This window comes from Comamonas sp. MYb396 (assembly GCF_037479555.1).
Classification (GTDB): domain Bacteria; phylum Pseudomonadota; class Gammaproteobacteria; order Burkholderiales; family Burkholderiaceae_C; genus Comamonas.
This window is the reverse complement of sequence record NZ_JBBGYU010000002.1, coordinates 432334-448039: the sequence shown is the minus strand read 5'-3', so window position 1 is coordinate 448039 and position 15706 is coordinate 432334. Positions and strand designations below refer to the sequence as shown.

The window sequence follows — 15706 nt, the reverse complement described above, 5'->3', positions numbered from 1 at the left end:
TTGTGCGGCTGGGCTCAGCGCGGCTGGAGCGGCGGCGCGCTGGTGTCCCAGCCTTGCAGGTGCTGCAGGGCCAGCTCGCGCAGCGCCTGGATCCAGCGGGGCTGGTCGTTCAAACAGGCAATGTAGTCGAACTGCTGGCCGCCTGCATGGACAAAGGCTTCGCGCACTTCCTGGTTGATCTCTTCGAGCGTCTCCAGGCAATCGGCAGGGAAGCCCGGGCACATCACCTGCACATGGCGCAGGCCTTGCTGGGCCAGCGCGATCAGGCTGGGCTCGGTATAGGGCTCCAGCCATTTGGCCTTGCCAAAGCGCGACTGGAAGGTGAGCAGGTACTCGCTCTCGGCCAGGCCTAGCTCGGCGGCCAGCAGGCGGGCTGTCTCCTGCGACTGCTGCTGGTAGGGGTCACCCAGGCGCACATTGCGCTCGGGGATGCCATGGAAGCTCATCACCAGCTTGGGCGCGCGGCCGTCGATCTGCCACTGCTTGCGCACGCTCTGGGCCAGTGCCTGGATATAACCCGGGTCGCGCTGGTAGCTGCGCACAAAGCGGATCTCGGGGATGTCGCGCGCGCTGGCGCACCAAGCATTGACGGCATCGACCACGCTGGCCGTGGTGGTGGCCGAGTACTGCGGATAGAGCGGCAGCACCAGCACACGGCGCACGCCCTCGGCCTTGAAGGCATCGAGCTGGCTGGCAATCGAGGGATTGCCATAGCGCATGGCCGGCCGCACCAGCACCTGGTGGCCTGCTTCGCCCAAAGTGCCGCGCAGCAGCTTGGCCTGCTTCTCGGTCCAGACGGCCAGCGGCGAGCCCTCGGGCATCCAGATGCTGCGGTACTTGGCGGCCGATTTGGCTGGCCGGGTGCGCAAAATGACGCCATGCAGTATCGGCTTCCAGGCCAGCGGCGGGATCTCGACGACGCGCTGGTCGCTCAGAAACTCGGCCAGGTAGCGGCGCGTGGCCGCGGTGGTGGGCGCATCGGGTGTGCCCAGGTTGCACAGCAGGATGCCGGTTCGGTCAGGGAGGGGTTGGCCAAGAGGCTCGGGTCGAAAGCGTGAAACCATGGCTGGGATTGTCGCAGCTTGGCAGCGGGCCACCGTGCATACCCCTGGGCGCAGCGGGCCCGCGCGCACTTGTCGGGCAGCGGACGGCTGCGGCGCGCCGGGCGGCCGCGATCCGCTATGCTGGGCGCCATGCTCGATCTCTCCCGAATCCGTGCCATCAGCCTTGACCTGGATGACACCCTCTGGCCCGTGCTGCCCACCTTGAAGGCGGCCGAGGCCGCACAGCACGCTTTTTTGCTGGACCATGCGCCGGCGACCGCTGCCTTGCTGCAGGACCCGGCCGAGGCCCAGCGCATCCGCCAGTCGGTGCGCGATGACTTTGTGCACCTGGCGCATGACATGACGCATTTCCGCCAGCAGTTCATCCGCCGTGCGCTGCAGCAAAGCGGTGGCGATGAAGCGCTGGTCGAGGCGGTATTTGCCCAGTTCTTTGCCGCCCGCAACCGCGTGACCTGGTTTGCCGAAGTCGAGGATGCGCTGGCCTGGCTGTCCTCGCGCTACCCGCTGGTCGCCGTCTCCAACGGCAATGCCCAGCTCGACCTGGTGGGCCTGTCGCCCTGGTTTGTAGCCAGCACCAGTGCGCGCGAGGTCGGGGTGGCCAAGCCGGATCCGCGCATTTTTGCCGCTGCTGCCGAGCGTGCAGGTATCGATCTGCCCGCCTTCTTGCATGTGGGCGACGACGCCGAACTGGATGTGCAAGGCGCGCTGGCCTGCGGCATGCAGGCCGCCTGGGTGCAGCGCCAGGAGCTGGGCCACCACCAGCGCAGCGAAGCAGGCCTGGCCTTGCGCTGGCCCTTGAGCAGCCCCCCGCCCCAGGCGCTGGTGCGCAATCTGACCGAGTTGTGTGATCTGCTGGGACGGCCCGCTGCCTGATCGCTGGGTAACGCCAGAGCGGTGATTGCTGCATCCACTGCAGCTATCAACTGTATGGCGCACTATTTATCCGTAGCCATGCAGGCTCTAAGCTGGCGCCATCGACAAAACCGCAAGGAGTGATGCATGGCGCAAGTGATTCGTTTGGCAGCAGCCGGTGGCCCGGAATGCATGCAGCTGCAGCAGCTGGAGCTGGCCGCACCCGGCCCGGGTGAGGTCCTGCTCGCGCAGCAGGCGGTGGGCGTGAACCCGCTTGATGTGCTGCAGCGCAAGGGCCTGGCGCCCATCCCGCTGCCATCGGGCCTGGGGCTGGAAGGCGCGGGCAGCGTGCTGGCGCTGGGCGCTGGGGTGAGCCAGCTGGCGGTGGGCGACCGGGTGGCCTATGCCACGGGGCCCTTGGGTGCCTATGCCAGCGAGCGCCTCTACCCGGCCGAGCGCCTGGTCAAGCTGCCCGATAGCATCAGCGCCGAGCAGGCCGCCGCCGTGCTGTTCAAAGGCATTACCGCGCAGTACCTGCTGACGAGCACTTATGCGGTCGGCCCGGGCACCGTTGTGCTGCTCTATGGCGCATCGGGCGGTGTGGGCCAGCTAATGGCCTCCTGGGCCAAGCACCTGGGCGCCACCGTCATCGGCGTGGTCTCCAAAGCACAAAGCCAGGCACGGGCGTTGGCTGCCGGTTGCGACCAGGCGCTGGTGTTCGATCCCCAGACCCTGGCCGCGCAGCTGCGCGAGGCCACTGGCGGCCGCATGGCCGATGTGGTCTATGACGGCCTGGGCAAGCTGTCCTTTGCCGCATCGCTGGACTGCCTGCGCCCCCGGGGCCTGATGGTGTCCTTTGGCGCCACGACCGGCGCGCCGCCCGCCGTGGAGATGGCCACGCTCAACGCCAAAGGCTCGCTCTATATCACCCGCCCCTCACTGGCTGCGCACACTGCCACGGCGGCCGAATACCAGCAGCGCGCCGCTGCCGTGCTGCAGGCGGTAGCGCAGGGCATCCTCCAACCGGCCATTGGGCGCCGCTATGCGCTCGCCGACGTGGCTGCCGCCCATGCTGATCTGGAGGCGGGGCAGACGCAGGGGGCGGTGGTGCTGCTGCCTTGATGCCAGGCAGCTTGGATGGCGGCCTGGCTGCCCAGTCCGCCTCGTCCACCGCGTCTTCGCCTATAGTGCGGACACCAGCCACTCCGCCAGCGACCATGCCCCTGCTCGACAGCCAACACGCCGATGAACTCAGCGCCTTGCTGGCGGTGTTCGATGCCGGCTCGTTTGTCGCTGCGGCCGCGCAGTTGCAGCGCCACCCGACGGTGCTGTCGCGCCGGCTGAGTGCGCTGGAGGCGCGGCTGGGGATTCGGCTGCTGGAGCGGTCCACGCGCCAACTGCGGTTTACCAGCGAGGGCCAGCATTTTGTGGCCCAGGTGCGCGAGGCCATGGCCTTGCTGGACCAGGCCCAGCGCCAGGCCAGCGAGGCTGCGGCTGTTGTGCGTGGGTCGCTGCGGCTGTCGCTGCCGGCCAGCATGGGGCGGCGCTGGCTCAGCCCCATGGTGGCGGGGTTTGCCAAGGCCCATCCGCAGGTGGTGCTGGATGTGGAGTATGCCGAGCGCTTTGTCGACATCATCGGCGAGCGTTTTGATGCGGCGATCCGCATCGGCTCGCTGGCCGACAGCAGCCTGGTGGCGACCCGGCTGTGTGACCACCGGCGCCTGGTCTGTGCCGCGCCCAGCTATTTGGCCGCGCAAGGCTGGCCGCAAGCGCCGCAGGACCTGACCGGCCACCGCTGCCTGGGCTTTACCGGGCTGCGCAGCTACCCGCAGTGGCAGTTCTCGCGCGTGGGGGAATCCTGCACGGTCAGCATCCGCGCCAGCATGGTGAGCAATGACAACGAGGCCTTGCTGGTCGCCGCGCGCCAAGGGCTGGGCATCATTGCGGGCGGCGACTGGTTGCTGGGCCCCGAGGTGGCAGCGGGCCATCTGCAGGAGGTGCTGCCGCAGTGGCAGCTGCAGGCCGATGCCGGCATCTACCTGGTGCGGCCTTCCAGCCAGTGGCGCAGTGCCGCATCCAGCGCCTGGCGCGACTGGGTGATTGCGCATTTTGCGCAGGGCGCGCCCTGGCGCCAGCCAGAAGGCGCTGTTTGAGGGTGGGTCAGGCCAGCGCGTGGGCGGCGGCGATGCCGCTGCGCACGGCGCCTTCCAAGGTCGCGGGGTAGGGCCCGTCGATATAGTCGCCGCAGGCCAGCAGACCGGGTGCAATCAGCATGCCGGGGCGCTGCAGGCCAGGCGTGCAGGCAAAGGTGGCGCGCTTTTCCACAATGGTTTTGAGGGGCTGCAAGGCCAGGCCCAACTGGGCCTGCGCCTGGGCGATGACCTGCTGCTCGATCTCAGCGCGGTCGCCATGGCTGGTGCTGATGACAAAGGCCAAGAGGCCCGCCGGATCGCCCAGCTGGGCGCGGTCAAACACAAACTGCGCGGGCTGCTGGGGGCTGCTCTCCAGCGCCAGCCAGGGCGCGGCCAGGCTGTGGCCTTGGGCGTTGGGGGCCGGGTTCCAGGCGTAGACGGTGGCAATGGCGGTGTGTGCCAGGCGCTGGGCGTCGTCCGCCCAGGCCTGGGCCTCTGCCTGCTCGGGCGCTGATGAATCTGCAAAGGCCGCTTGCACCAGACGCGCGGCCTCCCATGCCGGGCAGGCCAGCAGCACCTGGTCATAGCGCTGTCCGTTCACCCGCCAGCCTGACTCGGACCTGGCCAGCTGCTGCACCCGCCCGCTCAGGTGGCAGTCGTGGCCCCGGGCTTGCAGCCAGCTGGCGGCGGCATCGGGGAAGAGCCGGCCCAGATCCACCAGCGGCAGCCAGAAATGCGAGCCTTTGTGGGTGGCAAACAGGCTGTCTTGCAGCACGCGCAGAAAGACCTGGCCGCTGGCCTGGTGCAGGGGCGTGTTCAGCGCCGAGATGCACAGCGGGTCAAAAAACTCCGCCAGCAGGCGCTGGGGCAGACCGGCGCAGAGATCGGCCACGCTGGCCTGTGGTGCGCAGCGAAAACCCTGGCGTTGCCAGGCGGCAGCGCGGCGCAGCAGTTGCAGGCGTTCGACCAGTGACCAGCCCCTGGCCGTGGCAATGCCGATCAGCGCATCCCAGGGCGGCGCAGTATCGGGAAACTGAATGCCCCGGCCATCGGGGTAGCGCATGGCCAGTGGCCGCTTGATAAAGGACGCATCGGTGCTGACGCCCACGCGCTCCATCAGCGCGCGGCAGGCGGTGTAGGCGCCAATCAGAATGTGCTGGCCGTTGTCAACCGTGATCTCGTCGCCGCCGGGCAGGGCCAAGGCCAGGCCGCGCGCGCGGCCGCCCCAGTGGGCGGAGGATTCCCAGACCGTGACCTGGTGGGCACTGACTGCGGCGAGCTCAACGGCGGCGGCCATGCCGGCCCAGCCGCCGCCGATCACGGCGATACGTTGGCTGCGGGCCACGTTACATGCGGCCCAGTGCTTGCATGCGCCAGGCCAGCCAGAGCTTGCGCAGGGGGGTCAGGCTCACGCGCTGGTGCAGCACCTGGAACTTGTCCTGCTCGATCTCGCGCAGCAAGGTGCGGTAGATGCTGGCCATCATCAGGCCGGGCTTTTGTGCGCGGTAATCGGCCTGCGGCAGCAGGGCCAGCGCCTCGTCATAGAGCTGGTGGGCGCGCTGGGCCTGAAAGCGCATCAGCGCCTCGAAGCGCTCCGAGTACTTGCGGTTGAGAATCTCATGCGCCTTGACATCGAACTGCTGGAGCTCATTGACGGGCAGGTAGATGCGGCCGCGCATCGCGTCCTCGCCCACATCGCGGATGATGTTGGTGAGCTGGAACGCCAGGCCCAGCTTGTGGGCGTACTGCGTGGTTTGCGGGCTGGTCTGGCCAAAGATGCGGGCCGCCACCTCGCCCACCACGCCTGCCACCAGGTGGCAGTAGCGCTGCAGGCCCGGAAAATCCAGATAACGGGTTTGCTCCAGGTCCATCTGGCAGCCCTCGATCACCGCCAGCAGGTGCTCGGCCTGGATGGAGAAGGCGCTGGCATGGGGCATCAGCGCCTGCATCACCGGGTGGCTGGGCTGGCCGGCAAAGCTCTTGCGCACTTCGCTCTGCCACCAGGCCAGCTTGGTGGCCGCCACGCCCGGGTCGCTCACCTCGTCAACCACATCGTCGACCTCTCTGCAAAAGGCGTAGAAGGCGGTGATCGCTGCACGCCGGTCTTTAGGCAGGAAGAGAAAGGCATAGTAAAAGCTGCTGCCTGAGGCTGCGGCCTTGTTTTGAACATACTGCTGGGGCGTGGTCATAAGCGCCGTATTGTCCCATGGGCCGGAGGCCCGGGAGGATTACCCCAGCGACAGAGATGCAAGTCATCACGGCGCCTTGCCAGGCTCCTCTGCATGACCGCGCAAACCGGGCTGCACTGCCACGATGGCGGGGGTGAGCGCTTGCACAGCTTTGTTGACAATGCCTGCTGGGGTGACTGGGGCTGCTGATCAAAGGAAAAAATATAAATAAATTCAAAGATCTTTGGTGTTATGGCATGCAGGCGTCGGTCGACGGGAGGGCGTATCGAAGTCTTTTGTTGCAATAGTTGTTGGGTATTGACATGTCGCCCTCCATATAATCGCGGTCGCCATTGAGCACAAGGGGAGATACATGCCGCCCGGGCACCAGGACCAAAGCCAACAACAAGTCCGGGTTTCCACACTGACGGCGGCATGTGCGGAGGGACGCTGCAGGCACCACGATTGACGGGGTGCCTGTGGCGGATCTTACTGTCGTGGATCTAGCGGGTACGGGCTGAACACCATTGAGGGGTTCAGCCCGTTTTCCTTCTGGGTCTGTGAGCCATCGCGTGACGGGCCGCTTGCATAATGCTGCCATGCGCATACTCCTGGTAGAAGATGATCAGATGATTGGCGAAGTGGTGCTCGATGCACTGCGTGCCGAATCCTGGGCGGTCGATTGGGTCAAGGATGGGGCGATGGCGCAGACGGCGCTGGCGACTGCCGGCTACGACCTGGTGCTGCTGGACCTGGGCCTGCCCAAGGTGGACGGGCTGCAGGTGCTGCGCGAGATGCGCGCGCGCCAGGTGCGCATTCCGGTGCTGGTGGCCACGGCGCGCGATGCCATTGCCGAGCGGGTGGCGGGGCTCGACGCCGGTGCCGACGACTACATCATCAAACCCTATGACCTCGATGAGCTGCTGGCGCGTATCCGGGCGCTGCTGCGCCGTGCCAGCGGCCGGGCCGAACCCGAGTACTGCTGGGGCCAGGTGCGCCTGGTGCCCGCGTCGCGCGAGGCCTTTGTGGCCGGCCAGCCGGTGCAGCTGTCGGCCCGCGAATGGGCGGTGCTCGAGCCCTTGATCGCCCGGCCCGGCCGCGTGCTCTCCCGCGCGCAGCTGGAAGAAAAGCTCTACTCCTGGCGCGATGACATCAGCAGCAATGCCGTCGAGGTCTATATCCACGGCGTGCGCAAAAAGCTGGGCGCCGATCTGATCCAGAATGTGCGCGGCCTGGGCTACCTGGTGCCGGTCGAGTCGCTGCCAAGCGGGGTGGCATCTTGAGCCATGCGCTGTGGGCCGGGAGGCCTTTTTCGCTGCGCGCGCGGCTCATCTGGGCGCTGCTGGCTGTGGTGGTGGTGGCCGCGGGCCTGCAGGCCGTCAGCATCTACCGCACGGCGCGGGCGGAGACCGAGGCGCTGTTCGATGTGCAGATGCAGCGCATTGCGCTGGCGCTGTCGGCGGGCTTGGCGTCCGAAGTCGCGTCGGATGCGTTGGCCGATCCGCAGGCCAAGGCGCAGGACATGATCGTGCAGATCTGGCGCGCCGACGGCATCATGCTCTACCGCTCCAGCAACTCGCGCCTGCTGCCCCAGGTCGCCGTGCTGGGTTTCAGCGATGCGCGGGCGCATGGCGTGGCCTTTCGCATCTATGCGCTGCAGACGCCGACCCAGGTGATCCAGGTGGCGCAAGAGGCCGCATCGCGCGGCCAGATGGCCGGCAATGTGGCCTTGCGCTCCATCGTGCCGGTGCTGCTGCTGGCCCCGCTGATCATGTTGGTGGTGTGGTGGGTGGTGGCCCATACCTTGGCGCCGTTGGCGCGCACCCGCGAGCAGCTGGCGGCGCGCCAGGCCGATGATTTGTCGCCGCTGGCCGATGCCGATCTGCCGCTGGAAGTGCAGCCCCTGGTGCAGGAGATGAACCTGCTGCTGGCGCGCTTGCAGGCGGCCTTTGATGCGCTGCAGCGCTTTGTCGGCGACGCCGCCCATGAGCTGCGTACACCGCTGGCGGCGCTGCGGCTGCAGGTGCAAGGCCTGGCCCGCGCGCCCGATGATGCCGCGCGCCGTGTGGCCAGCGAGCGGGTGATGGCAGGCATTGACCGGGCCACGCGCATGGTCGAGCAGCTGCTGCACCTGGCCCGCCAGGAGGCCGGGCAGATGCAGGCAGCGCCTGCGCAGCCGGTTGCGGTGGCTGCGCTGTGCGGGATGGCGGTCGATGAGCTGCAGCCGCTGGCCCAGCAGGCCGGCTTGACCTTGCAGCACCAGCTGGACGAGACCCTGGAGCCCGTGCAGGGCCAGGCCGATGCGCTCGGCCTGCTGCTGCGCAATCTGCTGGAAAACGCGCTGCGCTACACCCCTGCCGGTGGCCAGGTGCTGTGCCGCTGGTACGCCGATGCCGAAGGCCAGCGTGTGCTCAGCGTTGAAGACAGCGGTCCCGGTATCGCCCTCGAAGAGCGCGAGCGGGTGCTGGACCGCTTCTACCGCGTGCCCGGCACCGCTGCGCATGGCAGCGGGCTGGGGCTGGCCATTGTCAGCGCGGTGGCACGTCAGCACGGTGCGCAGCTGGTTCTGGATGCGTCTCCCAGCTTGGGTGGCCTGCGGGTGCGGGTGATTTTCTAAGCCCACACGGCACAAACTGATTCGTTGTAAATATCAGCTTATTCAATCTGCGAACTTCTAGGGTTAGCAGGGGGAGGGGGCTATCGGTACCTAAGGGATAAAGGAGCGCACAAGAACCTTTAGGAGACTGGCATGAACCCGTGGAGCATCGCGCTCAGCGCAGCGCTGTTGGGGGTGTGGGGCGCTGCAGCGCAGGCCCAGCCCAAGGCCTATCCGCAGCAGCCCATCAAGCTGGTGGTGGGTTATTCACCGGGCGGCTCGGTCGATATCGTGGCGCGGCAGTACGGGCAAAAGCTCTCCGAGCTGCTGGGCCAGAGCGTGATTGTCGAGAACAAGGCGGGCGCGAGCGGCACCCTGGCCGCCAATGCGGTCAAAAACGCGGCGCCCAATGGCTACACCCTGTACTTTGTCGCCAGCCCCACGATCAGCATCACGCCGGCGGTGACCAGCACCAGCTTTGACCCGGTGGCCGATTTTTCGCCGGTCGGCTCGGTGGTCAAGTACACCAATGTGCTGCTGGTGGGCGCGCAGTCGCCGTTCAAGTCGCTGCAGGAGCTGCTGGCCTTTGGCAAGGACCATCCCGGCCAGCTGACGTATGCCTCGGCGGGCAATGGCTCGTCCAACCACCTCTCGGGTGTGCTGCTGGCCAAGTACGCGGGCATCACGATGACGCATGTGCCCTTCAAGGGCAATGCGCCGGCGATGGCCGAGCTGATGGCCAACCGCGTCTCCATCCTGTTTGACCTGAACACGACGGCGGTTACGCAGGTGCAAGGCGGCAGCGTGCGCGCGCTGGCACTGACATCGCCGCAGCGCAACCCGCAGCTGCCCCAGACGCCGACGATGGCCGAGTCCGGCTACCCCGACTTCAATTTCGAAGGCTGGATCGGCCTCTTGGCACCGGCCAAGACCGCGCCCGAGGTGGTTGAGGCGCTGGCCCAGGCCAACCAGAAAATCCTGGCCGATGCCCGCTTTGTCGCCGACATGGAGCGCTCGGGCTATGCGATCGACCCGGTCAGCACCGCTGACCTGAAAAAACGCATTGCCAGCGACTACGCCTTCTTCAAGCCATTGGCCCCGGACGTTCAGGCCAGCCAGTAACACCACCATGTCACACACTTTCAATATCGGCGATCTGGTCGCCCAGTTCCTGCACGCCATCGATACCGAGCTGGTCTTTGGCATCATCTCCGTGCACAACATCCCCATCATGGACGGTATCGCCCGCCAGGGCGGCATCCGTGTGGTGATGACGCGCGGCGAGATGGGCGCGGCGCATATGGCCGATGGCTATGCCCGGCGCAGCGGCAAGCTGGGCGTGCTGGTCTCCAGCACCGGGCCGGGCGCGGCCAATACCGTGTCGGGCTTGCTGGAGGCCTCGTTTGCCTCCAGCCCGCTTTTGCATATCACCGGCCAGGTGCCGCGCAAGTTTTTGGGGCGCGATACCGGCGCCACCCACAATGTGCGCGACCAGCTGGGCATGCTGCAATCGGTCTGCAAGGCCAGCTACCGCATTGAACGGGCCGAAGACGCGCTGCGCATCTTGCAGCAGGCAGCCAGCGAGGCGCTGACGGCGCCGATGGGGCCGGTCAGCATCGAGATTCCGATCGATGTGCAAAAGCACTCCATCCCGCAGGCCAATGCGGGCACCAGCCTGGCGCTACCGCCCCTGCCCGCGCGCGCCCGGGCCAGCGATGCCGACATCGCGCAGCTGGCCGAGCGCGTGCGCGCTGCGCGGCGGCCCATGCTCTGGGTGGGGCGCGGCGCCATCGATGGCGGCGCAGCGCTGCAGCAGCTGCTGGACAGGGGCTTTGGCATGGCATCGAGCTGGGCCGGGCGCGGCATTGTGCCCGAGGACCACCCTTGCAATCTGGGCGGCCTCAACGGCACCGGCGCGCCGGAGGTGATTGACTTCTACAAGACCGTGGATCTGATGCTCGTGGTGGGCTCGCGACTGCGTGGCCAGGAGACTGTGGACCAAAGCCTGGCCTTGCCTGGCCTGCGGGTGCAGATTGACCTGGACCCCGCTGCTGAGGGCCGCAGCTACGACTGCGCGCAGTTTGTCTGTGGCGATGCCCGCGATGTGCTCGACCGCCTGGTGGTGGCGCTGGGCAGCTACCAGGCCGAGCCTGGTTACCGCGCGCAATTTGCCAGTATGAAGCAGCGTGCCCGCCAGGCCTTTGCCCGCACCCTGGGCCCCTATGCCGGCTTTGCCGAGCAGCTCCGACGCCAGCTGCCGCGCAATGCCGTCTGGGCGCGCGATATCACTGTGGCCAACTCCACCTGGGGCAACCGTTTGTTCGAGGTCTATGGCCCGCGCGATGCCATGCACCCGGTGGGCGCCGGCATTGGCCAGGGCCTGCCGCTGGGGATCGGCGCGGCCTTTGCCGCTGAAGGTGCCAAGACCGTGGTGCTGAGCGGCGATGCCGGCTTCATGATGAATGTCTGCGAGCTCTGGACCGCCATGCAGGAGCGGCTGGACATGCTGTTCATCGTCATGAATGACGCCGGCTACGGCGTCATCAAGCACATGCAGGATGCGAACTTTGGCGGCCGGCGCGTCTATGGCGATCTGGCACCGCCGGACTTCGCGCTGCTGGCCCAGTCGGCCGGCATCGCCTACCGCAAGCTCAGCCAGGCCCATGGCTTGGCAGAGGCGGTGGCGCAGCTGGCGAGCCAACCCGGGCTGGCATTGCTGGAGGTCGATATGCTGGCCATTGGCGAGGCACCGCCGTATTTCCCCTACCAAAAGTCCTGAGGCCGAAAGTGATGCGCGTCTAAGTTTCCTCTAAGTCTGGGCAGGCACATTAGCTCCATCGACCTCATGCAAGTGGTATTCAGGAGTACAAAATGTCTGTTCCTTCTTTTCAACTCGGTTCGCGCAAACTGGTAGCTGCCTTGCTGACGGCAGGGGTGTTGGGCGGCGTGGGTGCCTCTGCGCTGCAGCATGTGCAGTGGAGCGCCCATGCCCAGGGCGCGCCTGCGGTCATGGCCCAGTCCGCCCCGGCGGCCGTGCCCATGGTGAGCCTGCCCAATTTCAGCGCCATCACCCAGCAGGCCGGGCCTGCGGTGGTCAATATCAGTGTGCGCGGCACGCGCAAGGTCTCGGACGATGAGGACGACGGCGACGATGCCGATGCCGCACCCTCGGCCAACCGGGGCCAGCAGATCGACCCCAATGACCCGATGCTGCAGTTCTTCCGCCAGTTCGGCTTTGGTGTGCCGCAGCAAGGCATGCCGCGCGGCTTTGGCCGCCAGGTGCCGCAAGAGGTGCCGATGGCCGGCGAAGGCTCGGGCTTTATCATCAGCCCCGATGGCACCATCCTGACCAATGCCCACGTGGTCAAGGGCGCCAAGACGGTGACGGTCAAGCTCACCGACCGGCGCGAGTTCAAGGCCAAGGTGCTGGGCTCGGACCCCAAGACCGATATCGCCGTCATCAAGATCGACGCCAAGGATTTGCCGGTCGCCAAGATCGGTGACTCCAAGGCCATCCAGCAGGGCGAATGGGTGCTGGCCATTGGCTCGCCCTTTGGCTTCGAGAACTCGGTGACTGCCGGTGTCGTCAGTGCCAAGGGCCGCGCGCTGCCCGATGACAGCTCGGTGCCCTTCATCCAGACCGATGTGGCGATCAACCCTGGCAATTCCGGCGGGCCCCTGATCAATGCGCGGGGCGAGGTGGTCGGCATCAACTCGCAGATCTACAGCAAGAGCGGCGGCTACCAGGGCCTGTCCTTTGCGATCCCGATTGACCTGGCGGTCAACATCAAGGACCAGATCGTCTCGCACGGCAAGGTCGACCATGCGCGCCTGGGTGTCGTGATCCAGGAGGTCAACCAGGCTTTTGCCGATTCCTTCAAGCTGCCCAAGCCCGAAGGCGCCTTGGTGGCCAGCGTGGAAAAGGGCGGCCCTGCCGACAAGGCCGGCCTGCAGCCCGGCGATGTGATCACCGGCTACAACGGCCAGGCGATTGTCTCGTCCAACGACCTGCCTGCGGCCATTGCCACAGCGCGCCCCGGCACCCAGGCCGAGCTGCAGGTCTGGCGCGGCGGCAAGGCCACCACCTTGCAAGCCACTCTGGGCGGCAATGTCAGCAAGGGCGAGCAGGTGGCGGGCAACGACAAGGTCGGCAAGGGCAAGCTGGGCCTGGCGCTGCGCGAGCTGACGCCCCAGGAAAAGCAGGCCAGCGGCAGCCAGCAGGGCTTGATCGTCGAGCAAGCGGCCGGGCCTGCGGCGCTCGCCGGTGTGCAGCCCGGTGACGTGGTGCTCTCCGTCAATGGCACGGCGGTGAAAGGGATTGAGGATCTGCGCAAGCAGGTCGCCCAATCCGACAAGTCGGTGGCGCTGCTGATCGAGCGCAATGGCCAGAAGATTTTTGTGCCGGTGCAGCTGGGTTAAGAAAGTCTAGACCATGTCAAACACATTCCCCACTTGGGCAAAGGATGGCTGAGCACTGAGCCGCCTGGCCGCAAGGCCCGTAAACACTCTCCTCGGGGGTTCCCATAACCCCTTTAGGCCGGATCGCAGGATTCGGCCTTTTTTTTGCGGGCGGAAAGCGGCTCACATGCGCCAGGCGCGCCACAGCATCAGCGGTACATCGCCCTTGCCAATGGTGCGGCGCTGCCACAGGCTCTGGCCTTGCAGGGCTTCCACCTTATCGAGAATACGCAAACCCCCTTGCACCACCAGGCGCAGCTCCCAGCCGGCGCGGCCGGGCACGCGGTGCACCAGCGGCGCGCCTTCTTCCATCAGGCGGCGCGCCCAGGCGGCTTGCTGCATCACCAGCTGGCGCAGCGCCGGGCTGTCCTGGCGCTGTTGCATCGCGGCCGTGGTGATACCGGCGGCCTGGCAGTCGGCATCATTGAGGTAGTAGCGGCCGCGCGGAATATCCACGCTCAAGTCCTGCCAGAAGTTAATCAGCTGCAGCGCGCTGCAGATGGCATCGCTCTGGGCGAGGGACGGGGCATCGTTCACGCCATACAGATGCAGCAGCAAGCGGCCCACTGGGTTGGCCGAGCGGCGGCAGTAGTCGAGCAGCTCGCTGCGGTCGGCATAGCGCGCGCCTTGGGCGGTCTTGTCGATGTCCTGCATAAAGGCACTGATCAAATCATCGAGCAGCGCCACCGGCAGCTGCCACTGCACGATGGCTGCCTGCAGCGGCGCAAACACGGCCTGCCAGCGCTCCTGCGGCGGTTTGCCCTGGGCGATATGGGCGAGCGCATCGCGGTAGGCCTGCAGCTCGGCCAGGCGGGCGGGGGCATCGGCGTCGCCCTCGTCGGCAATGTCATCGGCCGTGCGCGCAAAGTGGTAGATGGCGGCAATGGGCGGGCGCAGCGCCGGTGGGCACAGCCAGGAGGCCACCGGAAAATTCTCGTAGTGGGTGACGGGCGTGGCCACGGCCGGCGTTGACGAGCCGATAGGCGCAGAAGGGGAGGGCGTGGAATCTTTCACAGCGCCGATGCTAGCGCATCCCACTGGGTGTGGCTGCCAAGCATTGACAGCCGGGAGCGAACTGTCTAGATTAGTGACCGTTTGGTCATTAAGGGCCTTCGGCACAGCGCGCGTCCGGGTGTTGTGCTGAGGGTCCTTGGTGCGTTCCCCTCTTTTTCATCTGCCGGGCCAGGGCCATCTTGGCCTTACCGCCCGCATGCACACCATGTTCCTACCTCTTCGAGCGCCCAGTGCGCGTGCCGCAGTGCTGCTGCTGTCCATCGCCACCTTGGCGGCCTGTTCACGCCAGGAATCCCCGCCCGAGCCGATCCGGGCGGTCAAGCTGCAAACGGTGGGCGCGGCGCCGCTGCAGGCGCAGACGGCGTTTGCCGGTGATATCCGCGCCCGCACCGAGGCGCAGCTGGGCTTTCGGGTGGCCGGCAAGGTGCTCATCCGCAACGTGGAGCTGGGCCAGGCCATCAAGCCCGGGCAGTTGCTGGCGCAGTTGGATGGTGCCGATTACGCGCTGGCCGCGCAAGGCGCGCAGGCCCAGGTGCAGGCCGCTACCACGCAGCGCGACTTGGAGGCGGCGAACTACCGCCGCTTCAAGGAGCTGCGCGACAAGAATTTCATCAGCGCCGCGGAGATGGAGCGCCATGCGGCAGCGCTGAAATCGGCCCAGGCCCAGCTCGACCAGGCCAAGGCCAATGCGGCCAGCCAAAGCAACCAGACGGCCTACACCCGCCTGGTGTCCGATGTGGCGGGCGTCGTGACCGCCGTGAATGTGGAGCCCGGCCAGGTCGTATCGGCCGGCACCCCGGTGCTGCGTGTGGCCAAGGATGGCGCGCGCGATGCCGTGTTTGCCGTGCCCGAGGACCGCATTGCCCAGCTCAAGCCCGGCCAGCCGGTGCAGGTCAAGGTCTGGCCCGAGGAGCAGTTGCTGGGCGCCCATATCCGCGAGGTAGCGGCCAGCGCCGATGCTGCCACGCGCACCTACCAAGTCAAGGCCTCGCTGGATGCGGCGCCCAATGATGTGCTGCCCAAGCTGGGCGCCACCGTGACCGTGCTGCCGCCCGAGCGCCCTGCCGGTGCCGACAAGGCGAGCGAGGTGATCAAGCTGCCTTTGTCGGCGCTGTGGGACAAGGCCGGCAGCAGCCAGGTCTGGGTGTTTGACCCGGTCAGCTCCACCGTGCAGCCCCAGGCAGTGGCTGTGGCGCGCATGGACGGCAATGACGCCGTGATCCAAAGCGGTCTGCAGGCGGGGCAGCAGGTGGTGATTGCCGGCGTGCATGTGCTCAATGCCGGCCAGAAGGTGACGGTGTTCCAGTCCAAGTACGCCGCTGCAGCGCCTTCGCAAACCCAGGCCGATGCACCGGTGGTGAATGCGCCCGCCGCGGCAGATGCTGCGGCGCCTGCACCTGCATCCAAGCAATAAGAGGTGGC

Annotated in this window: 13 protein-coding genes; 9 read left to right on the top strand and 4 right to left on the bottom strand. The window is 66.9% G+C overall.

Going from position 1 to position 15706, the window contains the following annotated elements; translation table 11 throughout:
- Positions 1 to 14: 14 nt before the first annotated feature.
- The gene (gene hemH, locus WH265_RS06145) at positions 15 to 1064 is read right to left on the bottom strand and encodes a ferrochelatase (RefSeq protein ID WP_339557688.1); all 1050 of its coding nucleotides are present in this window, start codon (positions 1062 to 1064) and stop codon (positions 15 to 17) included.
- A gap of 129 nt (positions 1065 to 1193) precedes the next feature.
- On the opposite strand from hemH, the gene WH265_RS06140 reads away from it, so the two are divergent.
- The 3 genes from WH265_RS06140 to WH265_RS06130 all read left to right on the top strand — a co-directional run bounded on the left by WH265_RS06140 (position 1194) and on the right by WH265_RS06130 (position 4069).
- A complete protein-coding gene (locus WH265_RS06140; protein ID WP_339557687.1) occupies positions 1194 to 1937 on the top strand; it encodes an HAD-IA family hydrolase in 744 nt (247 codons plus the stop codon).
- Between the two features lie 126 nt (positions 1938 to 2063).
- Positions 2064 to 3038 (top strand): quinone oxidoreductase family protein, encoded by a 975-nt coding sequence (locus WH265_RS06135; protein ID WP_339557686.1) that lies wholly within the window; start codon positions 2064 to 2066, stop codon positions 3036 to 3038.
- A 95-nt stretch (positions 3039 to 3133) separates the two neighbouring features.
- Positions 3134 to 4069, top strand: a complete 936-nt coding sequence (locus tag WH265_RS06130) for a LysR family transcriptional regulator (protein WP_339557685.1) — start codon at positions 3134 to 3136, stop codon at positions 4067 to 4069.
- Positions 4070 to 4076: 7 nt separating this feature from the next.
- On the opposite strand, the gene hpnE is transcribed toward WH265_RS06130, so the two are convergent.
- Complete coding sequence (gene hpnE, locus WH265_RS06125; RefSeq protein WP_339557684.1) at positions 4077 to 5393, bottom strand: hydroxysqualene dehydroxylase HpnE; 1317 nt, start codon at positions 5391 to 5393, stop codon at positions 4077 to 4079.
- Between the two features lies 1 nt (position 5394).
- Positions 5395 to 6237 (bottom strand): presqualene diphosphate synthase HpnD, encoded by an 843-nt coding sequence (hpnD, locus tag WH265_RS06120; RefSeq protein WP_021027453.1) that lies wholly within the window; start codon positions 6235 to 6237, stop codon positions 5395 to 5397.
- Between the two features lie 578 nt (positions 6238 to 6815).
- On the opposite strand from hpnD, the gene WH265_RS06115 reads away from it, so the two are divergent.
- The 5 genes from WH265_RS06115 (at position 6816) to WH265_RS06095 (ending at position 13231) form a co-directional block, all read left to right on the top strand.
- Positions 6816 to 7499: a response regulator transcription factor gene (locus WH265_RS06115; protein ID WP_339557683.1), complete on the top strand. Its 684-nt coding sequence runs from the start codon at positions 6816 to 6818 to the stop codon at positions 7497 to 7499.
- Positions 7496 to 8833, top strand: a complete 1338-nt coding sequence (locus WH265_RS06110) for an ATP-binding protein (RefSeq protein ID WP_339557682.1) — start codon at positions 7496 to 7498, stop codon at positions 8831 to 8833. The genes WH265_RS06115 and WH265_RS06110 overlap by 4 nt, the downstream gene beginning before the upstream one ends.
- A gap of 132 nt (positions 8834 to 8965) precedes the next feature.
- Positions 8966 to 9934 carry a Bug family tripartite tricarboxylate transporter substrate binding protein gene (locus WH265_RS06105; protein WP_339557681.1) on the top strand — a complete coding sequence of 323 codons (969 nt, stop codon included), beginning with the start codon at positions 8966 to 8968 and terminating at the stop codon, positions 9932 to 9934.
- Positions 9935 to 9941: 7 nt separating this feature from the next.
- Positions 9942 to 11591: a thiamine pyrophosphate-binding protein gene (locus tag WH265_RS06100; RefSeq protein WP_339557680.1), complete on the top strand. Its 1650-nt coding sequence runs from the start codon at positions 9942 to 9944 to the stop codon at positions 11589 to 11591.
- Positions 11592 to 11683: 92 nt separating this feature from the next.
- Complete coding sequence (locus WH265_RS06095; protein ID WP_339557679.1) at positions 11684 to 13231, top strand: DegQ family serine endoprotease; 1548 nt, start codon at positions 11684 to 11686, stop codon at positions 13229 to 13231.
- A 162-nt stretch (positions 13232 to 13393) separates the two neighbouring features.
- Here WH265_RS06095 and hpnC read toward each other — a convergent pair whose 3' ends face one another.
- Positions 13394 to 14284, bottom strand: a complete 891-nt coding sequence (hpnC, locus tag WH265_RS06090) for a squalene synthase HpnC (RefSeq protein ID WP_445228145.1) — start codon at positions 14282 to 14284, stop codon at positions 13394 to 13396.
- 205 nt (positions 14285 to 14489) lie between these two features.
- Here hpnC and WH265_RS06085 point away from each other — a divergent pair, with 205 nt between their 5' ends.
- On the top strand, positions 14490 to 15698 hold the full coding sequence (locus tag WH265_RS06085; RefSeq protein WP_339557678.1) for an efflux RND transporter periplasmic adaptor subunit: 1209 nt from the start codon (positions 14490 to 14492) through the stop codon (positions 15696 to 15698).
- The last annotated feature ends 8 nt before the right edge of the window (positions 15699 to 15706 follow it).

Excerpts from the sequence above, each read along its gene's own strand:
- hemH (WP_339557688.1), bottom strand. The coding sequence starts at position 1,064 with ATGGTTTCACGCTTTCGACCCGAGCCTCTTGGCCAACCCCTCCCTGAC.
- WH265_RS06140 (WP_339557687.1), top strand. The coding sequence starts at position 1,194 with ATGCTCGATCTCTCCCGAATCCGTGCCATCAGCCTTGACCTGGATGAC.
- WH265_RS06135 (WP_339557686.1), top strand. The coding sequence starts at position 2,064 with ATGGCGCAAGTGATTCGTTTGGCAGCAGCCGGTGGCCCGGAATGCATG.
- WH265_RS06130 (WP_339557685.1), top strand. The coding sequence starts at position 3,134 with ATGCCCCTGCTCGACAGCCAACACGCCGATGAACTCAGCGCCTTGCTG.
- hpnD (WP_021027453.1), bottom strand. The coding sequence starts at position 6,237 with ATGACCACGCCCCAGCAGTATGTTCAAAACAAGGCCGCAGCCTCAGGC.
- WH265_RS06115 (WP_339557683.1), top strand. The coding sequence starts at position 6,816 with ATGCGCATACTCCTGGTAGAAGATGATCAGATGATTGGCGAAGTGGTG.
- WH265_RS06105 (WP_339557681.1), top strand. The coding sequence starts at position 8,966 with ATGAACCCGTGGAGCATCGCGCTCAGCGCAGCGCTGTTGGGGGTGTGG.
- WH265_RS06100 (WP_339557680.1), top strand. The coding sequence starts at position 9,942 with ATGTCACACACTTTCAATATCGGCGATCTGGTCGCCCAGTTCCTGCAC.
- WH265_RS06095 (WP_339557679.1), top strand. The coding sequence starts at position 11,684 with ATGTCTGTTCCTTCTTTTCAACTCGGTTCGCGCAAACTGGTAGCTGCC.
- WH265_RS06085 (WP_339557678.1), top strand. The coding sequence starts at position 14,490 with ATGTTCCTACCTCTTCGAGCGCCCAGTGCGCGTGCCGCAGTGCTGCTG.